Consider the following 16,714-nt stretch of genomic DNA (forward strand, 5'->3'; position numbering starts at 1 on the left):
GATTTATATCCGCCCGGAGACGACCAACGGACGTTATGGGACAGACGGTAACTGAGAAAATTCTCGCCGACCACCTCGTCGAGGGTGAACTCACACCCGGCGAGGAGATCGGCATCGAGATCGATCAGGTTCTCACGCAGGACACGACAGGAACGATGGTTTGGCTCCAGTTCGAGGCGCTCGAACTGGACGAGGTCCAGACTGAATTGGCCGCGCAGTACTGCGACCACCAGACGTACCAGTTCGACTTCAAGAACACGGACGACCACCGCTTCCTCCGCTCTGCGGCCGGTACCTTCGGCGCGCATTTCTCCCGACCGGGCAACGGCATCTGCCACAACGTCCACAAGGAGAACTTCGCCGCGCCCGGTAAGACCCTCCTGGGTTCGGACAGCCACACGCCGACACCCGGCGGTCTTGGCCAGCTCGCCATCGGCGCGGGCGGCCTCGACATCGCCGTCGCGATGGGCGGCGGCCCGTACTACGTCGAAATGCCGGAAGTCGTCAACGTCCGTCTCGAAGGCGAACTGCCCGCGTGGTCGACGGCGAAGGACGTCATCCTCGAGATGCTCCGCCAGCTCTCGGTGAAAGGCGGCGTCGGCAAGGTGTTCGAGTACACCGGTCCCGGCGTGGAGACGCTTTCCGTACCGGAGCGGACGACCATCACGAACATGGGGACCGAGCTCGGCGCGACCTCCTCCATCTTCCCAACTGACGAGAAGACGAAGGACTTCCTCCGCCGCGTCGGCCGCGAGGACGAGTACGTCGACCTCCAGCCCGACGACGACGCCGAGTACGTCGACGAGATCGTCATCGACCTCTCAGACCTCGAACCGCTCATCGCGACGCCGTCGATGCCGGACAACGTCGTGCCCGTCCGCGAGGTCGCGGGCGAGTCCGTCGACCAGGTCATCATCGGCTCCTGCACCAACGGCGGCTACCCGGACATCCTCCCGTCCGCGAAGATGCTGAAGGGCCGCGAGATCAACAAGAAGACCGATATGATCGTCGCGCCCGGCTCGAAGCAGGCTTCCGAACTGCTGGCCCGTCAGGGCTGGACCGCGGAGATGATGGCTGCCGGCGTCAACTTCTCCGAGGCGACCTGCGGTGCGTGTATCGGCATCGGTCACGTGCCCGCTTCCGACTCAGTCTCGCTGCGCACGTTCAACCGCAACTTCGAGGGTCGCTCCGGCATTGAGGACGACTCCGTCTACCTCTGCTCACCGGAGGTCGCCACCGCGGCTGCGCTCAAGGGCGAAATCATCGACCCGCGCGACCTCGCCGAGGAACTCGGCGACCTCGAGGACCCAGGTCTCGAACTGCCCGATAAGTACAACGGCTCGAAGGCCGACCTCATCAGCCCCGACGAGGCCGTCGACGACGAACTCATCAAAGGCCCCAACATCGGCGACGTGCCGCTGAAGGACCCGCTGCAGTCGCACCTCGAAGGTGAGGCGCTCCTGAAGATGACCGACAACATCACGACGGACCACATCATCCCGGCGACGTCGGACATCCTCAAGTTCCGCTCGAACGTGCCGAAGCTCTCGGAGTTCACGCTCTCGCGGGTCGACGAGACGTTCGCGCAGCGCGCGCTCGACGCCGACGGCGGCTTCCTCGTCGCCGGCGAGAACTACGGTCAGGGTTCCTCGCGCGAACACGCGGCGCTCTGCCCGATGTACCTCGGCATCGAGGGCGTCCTCGCGCAGTCGTTCGCCCGAATCCACAAGGCGAACCTGTTCAACTTCGGCCTCGTCCCGCTGACCATCGACGAGGAGACCTACGAGAAGATCGAGCAGGGCGATAACATCGAGATCGTCGACGACGTCGGCGACGGCGTCCGCTCCGGCCAGGAGGAGTTCACGGTTCGCGTGAACGACGACTGGGAGGCGACCGCCCAACTCGACGCCTCCGAGCGCGAGCGCGAGATTCTCGCCGCCGGCGGCAAGCTCTCGTGGACGAAGCAGCAGTACGACGAAGGCCAGAGCGGCGCGACGCCTGCCGACGACTGAGCACAACGCACGGACCCTACTTTCTCTCTATTTTGGCCGTCGAGCGGCCGCACCGTCGCCGGCGCACTGGCGAGTACCGGGGTCGACGCACCGGCAACATCACGGTCGGCGCACCGAACACCTACCGTTGCTGAACTGTTGCCAGCGCGCTTATTGTCTGTCGTCTCGAACGACCCTGCGTGACCACTGCCCCCGCCGACGCCGAGGGAACGACCGTTCGACGCGCCGAGCGGGCAGACCTCCTCGACGTGTTCCAGATCGAGAAAACCTGCTTCAAACAGCCGTGGCCGTTCGCGGCGTTCGAGCAGTTCCTCGGCGAACCCGGTTTTCTCGTCGCCGTCGACGGCGTGTCGCAGTCGATGGGTCGGAGCGACGAAAGCGAGAGCGCAGAGCGCGTCGTCGGCTACGTCGTCGCCGACGTGACGCCGAACTACGGCCGCGACATCGGCCACGTGAAGGATATCGCGGTTCACCCCGACGCTCGTGGGCGGGGACTCGGTCGGACGCTGCTCCAGCAGTCGCTCGTCTCGATGGCGCTCGGCGGCGCGAAGTTGGTGAAACTCGAAGTGCGCGAGGACAACGACCCGGCGAAAGCGCTGTACGAGAGCGAGGGCTTCGAACCCCTGCGCCGCATCCCGCGCTACTACGAGGACGGTGAGGCGGCGCTCGTGATGGTCGTCGACGCCAACGAGTGGCAGCGCGGCGGCGACGATAGATAACGACAGGCGGCAGTCAACGACCGCCGAGACAGTAACACGCTTTTTTCGCTCCGACGACAACCACGACCATGGGATACGCCTGCCCCGTCTGCGACGTGCCGCAGCGCGACGCCGAACACCTCGCCAACCACCTCGCGTTCACGGCGATGCTTCGCCACGAGGAACACGAGGCGTGGCTAAACGAACACGTCCCGAACTGGAACAAACTGGGACCGGCGGAACTGGCCGACGTCGTCACCGACCACGCCGAGGAGACCGAGTACGACGAGGTGTTCGAGGATACGGTCGGCTCGACGCATACGAGCCACGACCATCACCACGGCCACGGGCACGGCGGCGAAGCGGGCGGCTTCTTCGACCCGAATGCGGCCGCCCAACGCGGGTCGGCGTCGATGAGCGGGGAGGCCCAGCAGGTGTTGCAGGAGGCGCAGGAACTGACCCGGCAGATGCTCGAAGACGGCGAGACGGAGGGTACAGACCCGGAGGCAGGCGACGCAGACGACCGCGAGAGCGCGGGCGATTCCGGCACCGACTCCGATTCCGATTCTCATTCCGGTTCCGACTCCGACGAGACGTAACTCCTGAGTCGCCGGTGAGTCCAACACCGTCCCCCGACGTGCTCGGGGAGGACGGAAACGCGTTTACGGCGGCGCTCCGTCGCACGAACGATGCAGACTGACGGCGCGTTCGCTCCCGACTCCGTCGACGAGGCCCGCGAGTTGTACGAATCGGTCGGTCCCGCCGCGCAGGTCGTCGTCCGCGAGACGGCCAAGGCCATGGAGTTCGACCGCAACGAGTACCGCCAGCGAGTGACCGGCGAGGTGGTCGAGACGGCCCGCGACGCGCTGTTCGCGTCGCTGCTCGTCGTCCACGACGGGACGCGCGAGGAGTTCGAGGCGTGGTGCGACGAGCACCCCGACTACGAGGTGGAAGAACTCGGAAGCGAGAACGTCGACAACGTCGTCTGGCACGCGGTCCCTTTCGCGGGGCGGGTGCTCGCGGCGACGTACCAGAACGAACCGGAGGCGGCCGCCGGGACGCTCAGACGACAGGCGTTCGGCCGCGCGTATCGCAATCTGCTCTGAGCCGTCGGCGGCAGTTTGCTCCGCCGCGTCCGATTCCCCCACGAGCGTAATCGGTTTACTCGCTCCCTCCGAACTACGGCCGTGCGACCGATTACGCGGCGCGTTCTGGCGCTCCTCGTCCTCCTCTCGCTCGGACTGCTGGCGCTAGGGGCGCTCCCGAGCTATCTTGGCACAGGCGACCCGTACTACCTCACCGTCGAGGAGACGAGCGCCTCCGGCCCTGCCGTCAACGTCACGGCGTTCTCCGCCCAGCAGTATCCGTACCTCTCGACGGCGCTCGAAGAGGGCCGTTCGGAGGGGTACCAGCGAGGGCAGTTCGGGCTGAAGGAGCCGTTTACCCACTCGCCGTTCGACGAGCGGGACGCGTTGGCGACGCGACGACCCGACGCCGAACGCGACGGACGGGTGTTGGTCGAGTACGACGGGACGCGCTACTGGGTCGCCGTGGAGCAGGAACAAGCATGACCGACGACACGCGCGACGATGGTGACGATAGCAAGACGAACCGGGCCGCAAACGGCGGGCGACGCGACGCGCTCGGCGACCCCGAGTGGCCCGTTCTCGACTCGCGGACCGAGTACGAGACGGGCTGGTTCACCGGCGGCTACGACCGCGTCCGCCAGCCCGACGGCACCGAGAAACAGTACTACTGGGCCGAACTCTCGACGGCCGTCGTCGTCGTCGCCGTCGCTGACGACCACGTCCTCTTCGTCGAACAGTACCGCCCGACCGTCCGCGAGACGCAGTTGGAACTCCCGGCGGGCATCGTCGAGCGGGGGGAGTCGTTCACGCAGGCGGCCGAACGCGAACTCCACGAGGAGACGGGGTTCGAGGCGTCGAGTCTCTCGCTGCTGCAGGACTTCTGGACCTGTACCGGTCTGCTCCGGCACCGCCGCGGCATCGTCTTCGCGGAGGGGTTGACCCCCGGCGAACGCGAACTCGACTCCAACGAGTTCCTCACGCCGAAAGCGGTGCCAATCGAGGACGCCGTCGATGTGGCGCGGATGCAACCGACGAACGACGCGACTATCGAGGGACTGTTGCTGGCGAGAGATGACGGTCTGTTGTAACCGACTCCGTCGCTACCCGTCGAGCGACTGCAGACCGACGACGAGACGGTTGACCACCTCGTCGACCGTCGGCGACGGAATCGAGTCGGGTTTTCTCACGTCCGTCTCTCCGACGTCACTCACCGTCGCCTCGTAGTGGCCGGTCGAGACGTCGTTGCTCATCAGGTAGTGGCCCGCCGAAGCGTCGTTGGTCACGTTCATCGTTGCGCGGGTGACGATTTCTCGGTCACGGTCGACGTGGAGCGTCAACGTCCCGGTGCTGTTCTGACTCCACGGCCCGAAGTACATCGCTCTCGTCTCGTCACCCGTGAGGGCGGCGCGGAGAACGAGGGTTTCGTCGTCTGCCGACACCTGTTCGAACGTCACGTTTTCCACCCGTTGCGGTCTGAGAAGGTGAACGTCCGTGTACGATCTACTCGGTTTGGTCGTCCACGCACCCGGCGTTTCAGACGTGGTATTTCGCGTCCACGTCGTGTGTCGCGTCCGCATCGTTTCGTACTGGTGGTCTGCTATGTCTACGCTCCCGTGAGCGCGCTCGTTCCGCCCGTCGACGGAGTACGCGAACCGGTCGTGTGTCCCGCCCTCGAACTGAACGTCGAGCCTGTAACTGTAGTTCGTCGCTCGCAGATTCTCCATCGCCGTCGTCGCTTTCTCGGTCGGGGTGTCGTCGGCGGTGATGGCTCGATGCTCGGCGGTCGGCGAGAGTTGGAGGACTAGTACGCCTGCCGCTGAGACGACGAGGGCGAGGGCTACGAGGAGGGCTAGCCGTCGAGGGGACCGCTTCATATCAGAACGTTACATAACACAATAATAACCGTTTCCCTGCGACCCGCGCCCTTATCCGTCTTCACCGGAATGTCGTGATATGGACGGCGAAATCACGCCCAAAGAAGTCGAGGAACTCCTCGGCGGCGAGAACCCGCCGCGAGTCGTCGATATCCGCTCGCCGGCGGCGTTCGACCGCGAGCACATCCCCGGCAGCGAGAACGTCCCGTTCGCCGAACTACCGAACCGCGTCGAGTCGCTCTCCGAGGCGGACCGAATCATCACCGTCTGCCCGCACGGGCAGGCTAGCCGGCAGGCCGCCCGCCTCATCAAATCCTACGAGGGGACGAAAGATGCCCGCGTCGAGAGCATGGAGGGCGGTCTCACCGCGTGGTCCGGCGACGTCGACTCCGCACGGCCGACCGGCGGCGACGACGGTCCGCAGTCGCCGTTCTGAGTCGTCCCGTCGGGAGCTGAGTCGTCCGTCGACAATCGAGTCTCTCGTCGACAGTCGAGTCGGCCGTGACAATTCGAGAGCTGGACGCGAGCAGCGGCTATCCGGATAATCGCTGCGGAGAACGGGACTCGACGCGGGGCCGAGTCAGAGGACGGTCATGCGGGCGCGGTCACGCGACGTTGAATCCCTTATCGCGGAGGAAGTCCTCCACGCGACCACTGTGGTTCCCCTGCAGTTCGATGGAATCGTCTTCGACGGTTCCACCGCAGGCGAACTTCGACTTCAGGTCCGAGGAGAGGCTACTCATGTCCACGTCCTTGGGGTCGAATCCTTCGATGACCGTTACCTCCTTCCCGTAGCGGCGCTCGTCGATGCGGATGCTGATCTCTTGGGACTCTCGCGCCACGTCTTCGCAGACGCAGAGTTCCTGAGGCAGCCCGCACGTCGAGCAGACTTCCGACATTACAAGGCGGAACTACTCGATGGGGGTACAAAACAGTGTCGGGAACCGGCCCCTCGCGCGCTTTCGCGGCGGCCGTCGAAGCGGCGACGGCTACGACCGGAACCGGCCCAGAATCGGCGTCCCCTGTCGAACCAGCGAATTCACCGTCTCGATGGCTGACTCGGCCTCCTCGCGGCTGACGCCGCCGCCGTACCGGGCGCGCTCGTACGCGTCGCCGACGCGGAGAGCCCGCTCGTCGAGCCCGAGTCGCGAGAGACTCCGCAGGTACCGCCGCGGCGTCTCCCCAGGTCGACGGGGTCGGTACCGCCGCGTCAACAGGTATTCGAGCCGTTCGAAGGCGCGCTCGGCGTCGTGCTCGGGCGTCCGGCGGCGGCCCTGGAACCGAACCCAGACGCTCCGGTACGCTCTCGCACCGACGCCGGTCCGACGTGCCCCGGCGGCTACTCCGACTAGCGCGGCAATCCCGACGCCGATGGTCTCGATGTCGGGCAGTCCGCCGCCGTCGCCGTCAGCGCCGGTACCGGCGCCGGCTCCGCCGCTCGCGTTCGGGGGAGGCGCAGTCGTCTGGTTCTCGCCGAGTCCGCTCACCGCCCCGCCGGGGGCGCTGGCGTTTCCGCCGGACGGTTCGGCGTCCGGACCGTCCGCGTTCGGACTCGTCGTGGTGGTCGTCGTGTTCGCGTCGGCGTCGGCCGGGGTCTCGGTGGGAGTCGGCGTCCACTCGCCCTCCGAGGAGTTCTCGGTGTCGACGCCGCTCTCGTTGTTCTGCCGGGCGCTCTCAAGGCGGACGTTCTCGGCGGACTCGCGCGGGGAACTCGGCGTCGGGTCGAATTGCACCCACCCGACCTCCGGGAAGTACACTTCGACCCACGCGTGCGCGCTCATGCCGCGGACGACCCACTCGTTCTCGCCGACTTGCTGGCCGGGCGTGTAGCCCGTCGCCATCCGCGCCGGAATCCCCTCCGAGCGGAGCATCACGGCCATCGTCGACGCGTAGTAGGTGCAGTAGCCCGCGTCCATCTCGAAGAGGAACGCGTCGGCGACGTCGCCGGACGGTTCGTCGACGGTCAGCGAGTACTCCTTCGTCGATTCCAGATGCTTTTCTATCGCCTGCGCCTTGTCGTAGGCGTTGTCCTCGTCCTCGGTGACGTTCGCGGTTTGCTCGCGGAGACGGTCGGAGGTGCTGTCGGGGAGTTGGAGATACCGTTCCTCCACCTCGTCGGGGTAGTCGTCGCCGGAGCGCCGCAACTGCTCGGGCGTGTACTGCGGCGGTTCGCTGACGACGGTGTAGCTCTCGTTCTCGCGGACCGCACTCCCCGCGCGCAAAGTCCCCTCTTCGGTGACGAGCGCACCGTCGGCGGGTTCGCCGCGCAGTTCGACCGGCTCGGCGGCCGCGGGCATCGACTCGAGTCGCGTCTCCGCGGTGACACGCTGTACGAGTTCGCGGCGTTCGCCCGGTCCGCTCTCCAACCGGCCGTCGTACGGTCGCGTCTCGGACTCCGACCGGACCCAGCCGTCGCCGGTGTAGCGGTCGTAGACGGAGGTCCGCCAGTAGCGCGCCTCGGCGCTCTCGACGCTGAAGCGCACCTCCGGCGAGAGTCGGATGCTCCCTTCGATGTCGATTTCGTCGCTCGACTCCACAAGATTCTGCTCGCTCGTCGGCGCGCCCGTATCCGGGAGCAACGGCTGGGCCGCGCCTCCCGGAACCACCGACAGCGACGCCGAGGCGACGATCATCGCCGCGACGACGATGGCGAACGTGTCCAACTGCGCGGGGACGCCGCCGCGGGATTCGAGCGTCCCTAGGCCGACCGCTCCCGCGACGCCGACGACGCCGGCGAGCGTCGTCAGCGGGTCGGCGTCGCCCGTCAGCACCAGCAGTCCGAGCGTCGCGCCGCCCACCGTCGCGGCGCCGACGTACCGCCGCCGAACTGCCAAGTACCACGTGAAGAACACCGGCGCGGGCGTCGCGGCGAGCGCCCACACGTCCGCCTGCGCCAGTCGGAGCACCGACAGCCCCGTGAGCAGTGCGACGACGTCGGCGAGGATTCGGTCCACCGAGAACGCCGCGCGCTGCGCGTCCGGCAGCGAGAAGAAGTACGCCGCGCAGCCGGCGACGAGGAACACCAGCGTCAACGCGAGCGCGACTCGCGGTCGAAGATACCGCGAGAGAACCGTCGCGGCGAGCAGCGTCCCGCCGCCGACGATCAGATACGTCGTACTCTCGCCGACGCCGACCACGTCCGTAATGCGGTAGAGAACGCTCGTGATGGCGAACAGCAGCAACGCGACGCTCGCGAGCGCACCGCCGCGGAAGGTGCGACGACTCATGCCGTCTCCCCCGGCGAACGCCGGCGAGACTGGGTCGGCGACGTTTGCTCCGGACGTTCGCCGCCGGTGGTCTCTCTGACGAGGCTTCGACTCCCGTCGGGCGTTCGTTCCTTCCCGGTCAGCGCCCCGAACGTCGTCTCGCGCTCGTCGACGGCGACGCGAACCGCGTCGCGCTCGGCGCGAACGACCACGTCGGCCGTCGAGTCCGGCGGTTGCCCGCCGTCGGTCCGCGCGAGCAGCTCCAGCAACCGCCTCCGATCGCGGGCCGTCGGTTCGGCGACGACCCGGCCGCCGGGCACCGAGACGGTGACCGGCACGCTCGCGTCGAGCAGCGCGAAGGCGAGGCTGGCGACGGCTTCGGCCATCGCGTCGGCTCGGTTCGCCCGCCCGCCCGCGGTGAGCGTCACCGCGCGGCGCTCATCGTCGGCGCTGTACTCGGTTACGATGAGGTCGCCGCGTTTGGCGCTCGACCGCCAGTGGATGTCGCGCAGCGAGTCGCCGTGGCGGTATTCGCGGATGCTGCTGAACTCGTCGCGGTCCTCGGCGAATCCGACGCCGTGGACGCCCGACAGTTCCGCCCGCGCCCACCCCGGCACTCGGCGGACGTTCGGGTAGACGAGCAGGCGGTCGGTGGCCCCGCAGGTGAACTCCGTCTCCAGCAGGCCGAATACGTCGCGAGCGACGACGGTAACCGGGCCGAGCGTCCGTTCGCCGCGCCGCTCGTAGGTGACGCCGTAGCGTACCGCACCGCCGCCGACAGTCGTTTCGGCAACCGCCCGGTCCGCACCGTCGGGCGACTCGCGCGCCAGCCCCTCCCCGACCCGGTCGACGACGTCGGCGATGTACGGCGCCCCGTCGGTCGTGAGTTCGAGCGTCACCTCGTGGCTCTCGCCGACGAAGCCGTCGTCGGGGACGGTACGGTCGACTGTCGGGCGGTCGAACGTTCGGAGTTGGAAGACAGCGGCGACGAGCGCGACGAACGCGGGGAGGACGACGGCGTTCAGCGAGCGAGAGCCGTACAGTTCAGCGGCGGCGAACCCGGCGACGCAGACACCGACGACGGCCACACCGCGTCGCGTGGGTCTCATTCTACCGCGACGTCCCCCAGCGCTGCCTGTACGATGCCCCGTCCGGTCTCGCTGCCCGTCTCCGGTCGGATGCGGTGCGCCCATACACTCGGCACCTCCGTCTGTACGTCGTCGGGGACGACGTAGTCGCGGCCGTCGAGGACCGCACGGGCCTGCGAGGCGCGGACGAGCGCGATACTGCCGCGGGGACTGACGCCCAACTCGGCGTGGTTTCGCGTGTACGTCGCCAGTTGCGAGACGTACGACCGTATCGGCTCGGACACGGCGACGGCGCCGACGGTTTCGCGCGCCCGCAGCACGTCTTCGGTGCTCGCGACCGGTTCGAGCGTCTCGATCGGGTGGCGGTTCGCGACGCGATCCAGTAGCTCCGTTTCGTCGGCCTCGTCTGGATAGCCGAGGTGGAGTTTCTTCATGAACCGGTCGATCTCGGCGACCGGTAGTTCGTACGTCCGGCTGAGTTCCACGTCATTCTGCGTCGCGATGACAGTGAAGGGGTTCGGTAGCGGGTGCGTCGTCCCGTCGACGGTGACCTGCGACTCCTCCATCGCCTCCAGCAGCGCGCTCTGGGTCTTCGGCGGCGCGCGGTTTATCTCGTCGCCGAGGACGACGTTGCCGAACACCGGACCCGGTTGGAACTCGAACTCCCGCGTCTTCTGGTTGAACACGTTCACGCCGGTGACGTCCGACGGGAGGAGGTCGGGGGTGAACTGGACGCGAGAGAACGAACAGTCGACCGACCGCGCGATGGAGCGCGCGAGCATCGTCTTCCCCACACCCGGCACGTCTTCGAGCAACAGATGGCCTCTGGCGAGAAGCGCTATCACGATGTGTTCAATGGCGTCGCGTTGGCCGATGATGACGCGCTCGACGTTCTCGGTGATTCGCGCGACGAGGGTTCCGGTCTCTTCGACGGCTAAGGCTGTGCGTTCGCTCGCTCCGTGGGTCGTCGTCTCGGCGTCAGTCATGTGGTATGAGGGGGAGACACGTTCGACACTGCTCGGGCGTCGCGTCGGTCAGGATACTCGACCGTGGGGCTACTTCGCATACGTCTCTCGTTCGGTATAATGGTCGAATCAACCTAACTTTGCCGGGCGTGCGCACGTGGCACGACCAGTCGCTCTCGTGGCCGCCGCGGGTTTCCACTCCGCTGTCGTGTGTCTTTTACCGCCTGCGCTCTCCTCTCTCGGTATGACTGCGGTCACGGGACCTCCGGCGAAGATGCGGGCAAACCGCGAGGACCTGACGCCGATGCTGAGCCAGTACTACGACCTCTGCGCGGCGTACGACGAGTTTCTGGTCCTCTTTCAGGTCGGCGACTTCTACGAGACGTTCTGCGAGGCGGCCGAGGAGACCGCCCGCGTCCTCGAACTGACGCTCACCCAGCGCGAGGACTCGACGGGCACCTACCCGATGACGGGCATCCCCATCGACAACGCCGCCTCCTACGTCGAAAAACTGCTCGACGCGGGCTACCGCGTCGCCATCGCCGACCAGGTGGAGGACGCGTCCGAGGCTTCCGGGCTCGTCGACCGCGCCGTCACCCAGATCGTCACGCCCGGAACCGTCGTCGACGACGAACTGCTCTCGCCGGGGTCGACGAACTACGTCGCCTGCGTCGCGAGCGACGAGTCCGAAGATTCCGACGACGACCCCGCCCACCACGCCGTCGCCGCCGTCGACGTCTCCACCGGCGAGTGTCTGGTGACGAGCGCCGATGCGCCCGAACGCGCGCTCGAAGAACTCCAGCGCGTCGCCCCCGCCGAGGTGGTCGTCGGTCCCGACGCCGTCGTCGACCCCGCCGACCTCGACGCCGACGCGATGCGGACCGAGTTCGACCCCGACGCCTTTAGTCTCGCTGCCGCCCGCGAGACGCTCGAAAAGTACGTCCCGCGCCCCGACGCGGTCGTCGGCAACGACGCCGAACTCCGCGCCGTCGGCGCGCTGCTCGCCTACGCCGAGTATACGCAGGGCGACGAGACGCTGGAGTACGTCTCCCGTATCCAGCGCTACGACCCGCGAGACGGGCTCCGCCTCGACGCGACTGCGCTGCGGAGCCTCGAACTGTTCGAGTCGCAGGGTCCCGCCGCGGGACCGACGCTGTTCGACGTGCTCGACGACACCGCCTGCGCGCTCGGTCGCCGTCGTCTCCGGCAGTGGCTCCGCCGCCCGCTCGTCGCCCGCGATCGCATCGACGCCCGACTCGACGCCGTCGCCGAACTCTCGTCTCGTTCCTTGATCCGCGAGGACCTCCACGACCACCTGCGCGACGTGTACGACGTGGAGCGATTGGTCGCCCGCGTTTCCCGCGGCCGGGCGAACGCCCGCGACCTCCGCTCTTTGAAGACGACGCTCGACGTGGTGCCCGACGTGAAGGCGGCGCTCGACGACGCCGAGAGCGACCGCCTCCGCTCGCTTCGCGAGTCTTTGGACGAACTCGAAGACGTGCGTGACCTGATCGGCCGCGCCATCGCCACAGACCCGCCGATGGAGATTACGGAGGGCGGCGTCATCCGCGAGGGCTTCGACGACGAACTCGACGACCTCCGGGCGACCGAGCGCGAGGGTCGGCAGTGGGTCGCCGAACTCGAAGCGCGGGAGCGAGAACGGACCGGAATCGACTCGCTCTCCGTGGGACACAACCAGGTCCACGGCTACTACATCGAGGTGACGAACCCGAACCTCGACCGAGTGCCCGACGACTACACGCGGCGGCAGACGCTCAAAAACTCCGAGCGGTTCTACACGCCCGAACTGAAGCGCCGAGAGGACGAGATTTTCGGCGCCTCCGAGCGCGCCGACGCGCTGGAGTACGAACTGTTCCGCGAGGTTCGCCGCGACGTCGGCGCGGAGAGCGAGCGCATCCAGTCGGTCGCCGACGCGCTCGCGACCATCGACGTACTGACGACCTTGGCGACGGTCGCCGTCGAGAACGACTATACTCGACCGGAACTCGGCGCCGACGGAATCCGCATCGAGGGCGGGCGACACCCGGTCGTCGAACGCCAGCAGGAGTCGTTCGTCCCGAACCCGACCGACCTCACCGACGAACGAATCGCGCTCGTCACTGGGCCGAACATGAGCGGCAAGTCGACGTACATGCGGCAGGTCGCGCTCGTCGTCGTCCTCGCGCAGATGGGGAGTTTCGTCCCCGCGAAGTCGGCTCGCCTCCCGGTCGTCGACCGCATGTTCACGCGCGTCGGCGCCTCCGACGACATCGCGGGCGGGCAGTCGACGTTCATGCGCGAGATGAGCGAACTGACGACGATTCTGCATCACGCGACCGAAGATTCGCTCGTCCTCCTCGACGAGGTCGGCCGCGGTACGAGCACCGCGGACGGCCTCGCCATCGCGCAGGCGACGACTGAGTTCCTCCACGACGAGGTGGGCGCAACGACGCTATTCGCGACCCACTACCACGAACTCACCGCCGTCGCCGACGAGTTGCCCGGCGTCCAGAACCTCCACTTCACCGTCGAACGCGACACGGGAGACGCGGAGACGGCCGAGAACGAGTCGACCGACGACGGCGAGGTGACGTTCCTCCACCGCGTCGCCGAAGGGGCGTCCTCCTCGTCGTACGGCGTCGAAGTCGCGCGGATGGCCGGGGTTCCGAGTTCGGTCGTCGAGCGCTCCGAGCGGCTCGTCGCCGACGGACACCAGCGCCGTACGGCCGACGACGGCGCGGACGTGAGCGAAGACGACCACGGCGTCGAGTCGGTGTCAGCTAACGGGGCTGAAACGCCTCCTGCCCGCCCCGTCGACGCCTCGCTCGCGTCGTTCTCGGTCGACGGACAGTCCACCGACCGAACCGACGAAACCCCCATGTCCGCCGAGCGCCAATCGATAGACGGCACCGATTGCCGCCTCCGCGAGGTGGCCGACACTCTCCGCGACGTCGACGTGGCGACGACGACGCCGCTGGAGGCGCTGACCCTGCTGAACGACCTCCAACGCACGCTCGACGAGTAGAGATCCGATGATACGACGATTAGACGACCCCACGATAGCGAAGATCGCCGCCGGCGAGGTGGTGACGCGCCCCGCCAGCGTCGTCACCGAACTGATAGAGAACAGCCTCGACGCGGGCGCGACCCGAATCGACGTGACCGTCGACGGCGACGGCACCGAGCGCATCCGCGTCGCCGACGACGGCGCGGGCATGAGCGAAGACGACGCCGCGCTAGCCGTCGAGCGACACACGACGAGCAAACTCGACGGTCCCGACGACGTCAACGCAGTCGATACCCTCGGCTTCCGCGGCGAGGCGCTCCCGAGCATGGCCGCCGTCGCGACGCTCGACGTGACGACGAACGACGGCGGCCCGCGCGGCACCCGCGTCCGCGTCGAAGACGGCGAGAAGCGCGTCGACCCGGCGGGTCGCGCCGTCGGCACGACCGTCGAGGTCCGAGACCTCTTCTACAACCGTCCGGCCCGCCGCAAGAGCCTCGCCGCTGCACGAACGGAGTTCGGACGCATCAGCGACGTCGTCACGCGGTACGCGCTGGCGAACCCGTACACCCGATTCTCGCTCACCCACGACGGCCGCGAGACGTTCAAGACGACGGGAACGGGTTACACCGACGCCGTTCTGGGCGCATATGGTAGAGACGTGGCAGGCCAGAGCACCGAGTTCGACCACCGGACGACCGTCGAGTTCGACGGGGGTGTCGTGAGTGGAGCGAACGACACCTCGTCGGACGAGTCCGACGGTAAGGAGTATCCGCTCGAAGTCGAAGGGCTGCTCGTCTACCCCTCTATCACCCGCGCCCAGCACAGCCACGTCCACACCGCCGTCAACGGCAGAGCGCTGCGCGACGAGGTGATTCGGAAGGCGACCGTCCGGGGGTACGGAAACTTACTGTCGAACGGTCGCTTCCCCGTCGCCGTCGTCGCCGTCTCCCTCCCTCCGGAACTGGTCGACTCGAACGTCCACCCGGCAAAGGAGCGCGTCGCGTTCCGCGCGGAGACCGCGATTTCGGAGGCCGTCGAGACGGCGGTCAACGACGCGCTCACGACCGCCGACCTCCGGCGGAGCGCCGCCGTCGCGATGGACCTCGACTCCTCGCTCGCCTCGGTCTCGCGCGACTCCGACTTCGACGACGTGAGCGTCATCGGGCAGTTTCGCGACCTGTACCTGCTCTGCGAGGCCGACGACGACCTGCTCGTCGTCGACCAGCACGCCGCCCACGAGCGCGTCAACTACGAGCGCCTCCGAGCGGCGCTCGACGGCGAGGCGGTCGAATCGGTCGACGTAGACCCGGCGCAGACGCTCTCGCTGTCGCCGCCCGAGGCGGCGGCCGTCGAGAGCCACCGCGAGGCGCTGTCGAAACTCGGCTTCGACCTCGACCCGTTCGGCGGGTCGGCGTTCCGTCTCACCGCGGTGCCCGCGCCGCTCGGACGCGTGCTCGACGCCGACGCGCTCCGCGACACGCTCGACACGCTCCGCGCGGGGGCGAAACCCGAAGAACTCCGCGACGAGTTGCTGAAGGACCTCGCCTGCCACCCGTCGCTGAAGGCGGGCGATACGCTCGCAGGCGAGGACGCGACGGCGCTGCTGCGCCGCCTCGGCGAGTGCGACCAGCCGTACGCCTGCCCGCACGGGCGGCCGACGGTGCTCTCCATTGACGAGTCGGCGCTGGTCCGCGGCTTCCAGCGCGGGCACCGCAACCTCGCTTGAGCGTCAGCGGTCTCACGGTCTCGTTCGGACTGTTCGCTTCGCCGTTAGCTCGCTCTGCTCGCTCCTCGACCTACTCCCACTCCAGCACGGCCGGGAGGTCGCCAAACCCCTCGTCGTCGTAGCGATGGGGCACCCACCCGACCGCGCTGGCCCCGTCGATATCGGCGTCGGCGTCGCCCACCATCGCGTACTCCTCCGCCGGGAGGCGCACCTCGGCGAGGCGGAACGGGGCGACGTCGGGCTTGTGCGCGCCGGCTTCGTAGGAGGCGACGAAGACGTCGAAGTAGTCGTCGAGGCCGTGCGCGCGGAGCTTCGCGCGCTGCCACTTGGGCACGCCGTTCGTGAGGACGCCGAGCGCGTACTCCTCGGCCAGCCGCGAGAGGTCCTCGTGGGCGCGCTCCGGCGGCCGACACGTCGCAATCTCCGACTCGAGGAGCGCGTCGACGAGCGCGTCCGCCTCGGCGGTCGTCTCGCACGACGCGAACGCCCGCCGAACCGGGTCCGGTTCGCACCGTTCGAAAGCCTCGTAGAACGTCTCGTCGTAGCGCTCGACCGCGCCGTCGGGCACCTCGCCCGCCGCGTCGGCAAACGCGTCGCGGAGCACCTCCCGGTAATCCCGCGTGAAGTGGAGTAGCGTCCCGTCGAGGTCGAAGAAGATGGCGCGCATACGGCTCGCTGTGGAGCGATTCAGAAAAAGCCTGTCGGCGAACGGGCCCGGTTCTGCGGGGGTTCGATCCGATTCGCGACGTGTCGCCGGAGCAGCCCCCGTTCACCACGGTTTACAGTCGATACAGACGAACTCGCCGGTCTCCTCGTCGTGCCAGCGCCGCTGGACCGTCTCGCTGCAGGAGTCGCAGGTCGCCCCTGTCGGCGACCAGCGGAACGTGGCGACCGCCGGCGTCACTTGTTCGGCGCCGGCGTCGTTCGCCGATTCGGTCTCGTCGGCGTCGTCGTCGCGGAGTTCTTCCGACGGGTCGCCGCCGGCGTTCTCCGACTCCGACTGTCCGAAAAACTCGTCCAGCGAGCGGTCGTCTCCCATGCCCGTTCTCG

At 67.8% G+C, this 16,714-nt stretch carries 16 protein-coding genes; 9 read left to right on the forward strand and 7 right to left on the reverse strand.

The genetic code is table 11. The annotated features are described in order from the left end of the window. The first annotated feature begins 35 nt into the window (after nucleotides 1-35). The 6 genes from LAQ58_RS16115 (at nucleotide 36) to LAQ58_RS16140 (ending at nucleotide 4,886) form a co-directional block, all read left to right on the forward strand. Nucleotides 36-2,012, forward strand: coding sequence for an aconitate hydratase (locus LAQ58_RS16115; protein ID WP_224448452.1), 1,977 nt, complete (start codon nucleotides 36-38; stop codon nucleotides 2,010-2,012). 179 nt (nucleotides 2,013-2,191) lie between these two features. Then, complete coding sequence (locus LAQ58_RS16120) at nucleotides 2,192-2,731, forward strand: GNAT family N-acetyltransferase (protein WP_224448453.1); 540 nt, start codon at nucleotides 2,192-2,194, stop codon at nucleotides 2,729-2,731. Between the two features lie 68 nt (nucleotides 2,732-2,799). Next, nucleotides 2,800-3,309 (forward strand): DUF5810 domain-containing protein, encoded by a 510-nt coding sequence (locus LAQ58_RS16125; RefSeq protein WP_224448454.1) that lies wholly within the window; start codon nucleotides 2,800-2,802, stop codon nucleotides 3,307-3,309. Nucleotides 3,310-3,399: 90 nt separating this feature from the next. Next, nucleotides 3,400-3,816, forward strand: coding sequence for a DUF5809 family protein (locus LAQ58_RS16130; RefSeq protein ID WP_224448455.1), 417 nt, complete (start codon nucleotides 3,400-3,402; stop codon nucleotides 3,814-3,816). Between the two features lie 81 nt (nucleotides 3,817-3,897). Continuing rightward, complete coding sequence (locus tag LAQ58_RS16135) at nucleotides 3,898-4,281, forward strand: hypothetical protein (protein ID WP_224448456.1); 384 nt, start codon at nucleotides 3,898-3,900, stop codon at nucleotides 4,279-4,281. Next, nucleotides 4,278-4,886, forward strand: a complete 609-nt coding sequence (locus tag LAQ58_RS16140; RefSeq protein ID WP_224448457.1) for an NUDIX hydrolase — start codon at nucleotides 4,278-4,280, stop codon at nucleotides 4,884-4,886. Before LAQ58_RS16135 ends, LAQ58_RS16140 begins: the two co-directional genes overlap by 4 nt. Nucleotides 4,887-4,898: 12 nt before the next feature. On the opposite strand, the gene LAQ58_RS16145 is transcribed toward LAQ58_RS16140, so the two are convergent. After that, nucleotides 4,899-5,672, reverse strand: coding sequence for a hypothetical protein (locus tag LAQ58_RS16145; protein WP_224448458.1), 774 nt, complete (start codon nucleotides 5,670-5,672; stop codon nucleotides 4,899-4,901). 79 nt (nucleotides 5,673-5,751) lie between these two features. On the opposite strand from LAQ58_RS16145, the gene LAQ58_RS16150 reads away from it, so the two are divergent. After that, the gene (locus LAQ58_RS16150) at nucleotides 5,752-6,108 is read left to right on the forward strand and encodes a rhodanese-like domain-containing protein (protein ID WP_224448459.1); all 357 of its coding nucleotides are present in this window, start codon (nucleotides 5,752-5,754) and stop codon (nucleotides 6,106-6,108) included. A 169-nt stretch (nucleotides 6,109-6,277) separates the two neighbouring features. Here LAQ58_RS16150 and yciH read toward each other — a convergent pair whose 3' ends face one another. The 4 genes from yciH to LAQ58_RS16170 form a co-directional block, all read right to left on the reverse strand. Next, nucleotides 6,278-6,571: a stress response translation initiation inhibitor YciH gene (gene yciH, locus LAQ58_RS16155; protein WP_224448460.1), complete on the reverse strand. Its 294-nt coding sequence runs from the start codon at nucleotides 6,569-6,571 to the stop codon at nucleotides 6,278-6,280. 90 nt (nucleotides 6,572-6,661) lie between these two features. Continuing rightward, nucleotides 6,662-8,899, reverse strand: coding sequence for a transglutaminase TgpA family protein (locus tag LAQ58_RS16160; protein WP_224448461.1), 2,238 nt, complete (start codon nucleotides 8,897-8,899; stop codon nucleotides 6,662-6,664). Continuing rightward, a complete protein-coding gene (locus LAQ58_RS16165; protein WP_224448462.1) occupies nucleotides 8,896-9,987 on the reverse strand; it encodes a DUF58 domain-containing protein in 1,092 nt (363 codons plus the stop codon). Before LAQ58_RS16165 ends, LAQ58_RS16160 begins: the two co-directional genes overlap by 4 nt. Continuing rightward, on the reverse strand, nucleotides 9,984-10,952 hold the full coding sequence (locus LAQ58_RS16170; protein ID WP_224448463.1) for an AAA family ATPase: 969 nt from the start codon (nucleotides 10,950-10,952) through the stop codon (nucleotides 9,984-9,986). Before LAQ58_RS16170 ends, LAQ58_RS16165 begins: the two co-directional genes overlap by 4 nt. Before the next feature lie 223 nt (nucleotides 10,953-11,175). On the opposite strand from LAQ58_RS16170, the gene mutS reads away from it, so the two are divergent. Further along, nucleotides 11,176-13,956, forward strand: a complete 2,781-nt coding sequence (gene mutS, locus LAQ58_RS16175) for a DNA mismatch repair protein MutS (protein WP_224448464.1) — start codon at nucleotides 11,176-11,178, stop codon at nucleotides 13,954-13,956. Nucleotides 13,957-13,963: 7 nt separating this feature from the next. Further along, on the forward strand, nucleotides 13,964-15,664 hold the full coding sequence (gene mutL / locus LAQ58_RS16180; protein WP_224448465.1) for a DNA mismatch repair endonuclease MutL: 1,701 nt from the start codon (nucleotides 13,964-13,966) through the stop codon (nucleotides 15,662-15,664). 70 nt (nucleotides 15,665-15,734) lie between these two features. Here the strand turns inward: mutL and LAQ58_RS16185 are convergent, their stop codons facing one another. Together LAQ58_RS16185 and LAQ58_RS16190 are read right to left on the reverse strand one after the other, a co-directional pair. After that, complete coding sequence (locus LAQ58_RS16185) at nucleotides 15,735-16,331, reverse strand: HAD family hydrolase (RefSeq protein WP_224448466.1); 597 nt, start codon at nucleotides 16,329-16,331, stop codon at nucleotides 15,735-15,737. Between the two features lie 102 nt (nucleotides 16,332-16,433). Beyond that, nucleotides 16,434-16,703 (reverse strand): DUF7573 domain-containing protein, encoded by a 270-nt coding sequence (locus tag LAQ58_RS16190; protein WP_224448467.1) that lies wholly within the window; start codon nucleotides 16,701-16,703, stop codon nucleotides 16,434-16,436. Between the last annotated feature and the right edge of the window lie 11 nt (nucleotides 16,704-16,714).

It is taken from the genome of Haloprofundus salilacus (genome assembly GCF_020150815.1).
In the GTDB taxonomy this organism is placed as follows: Archaea; Halobacteriota; Halobacteria; order Halobacteriales; family Haloferacaceae; genus Haloprofundus; species Haloprofundus salilacus.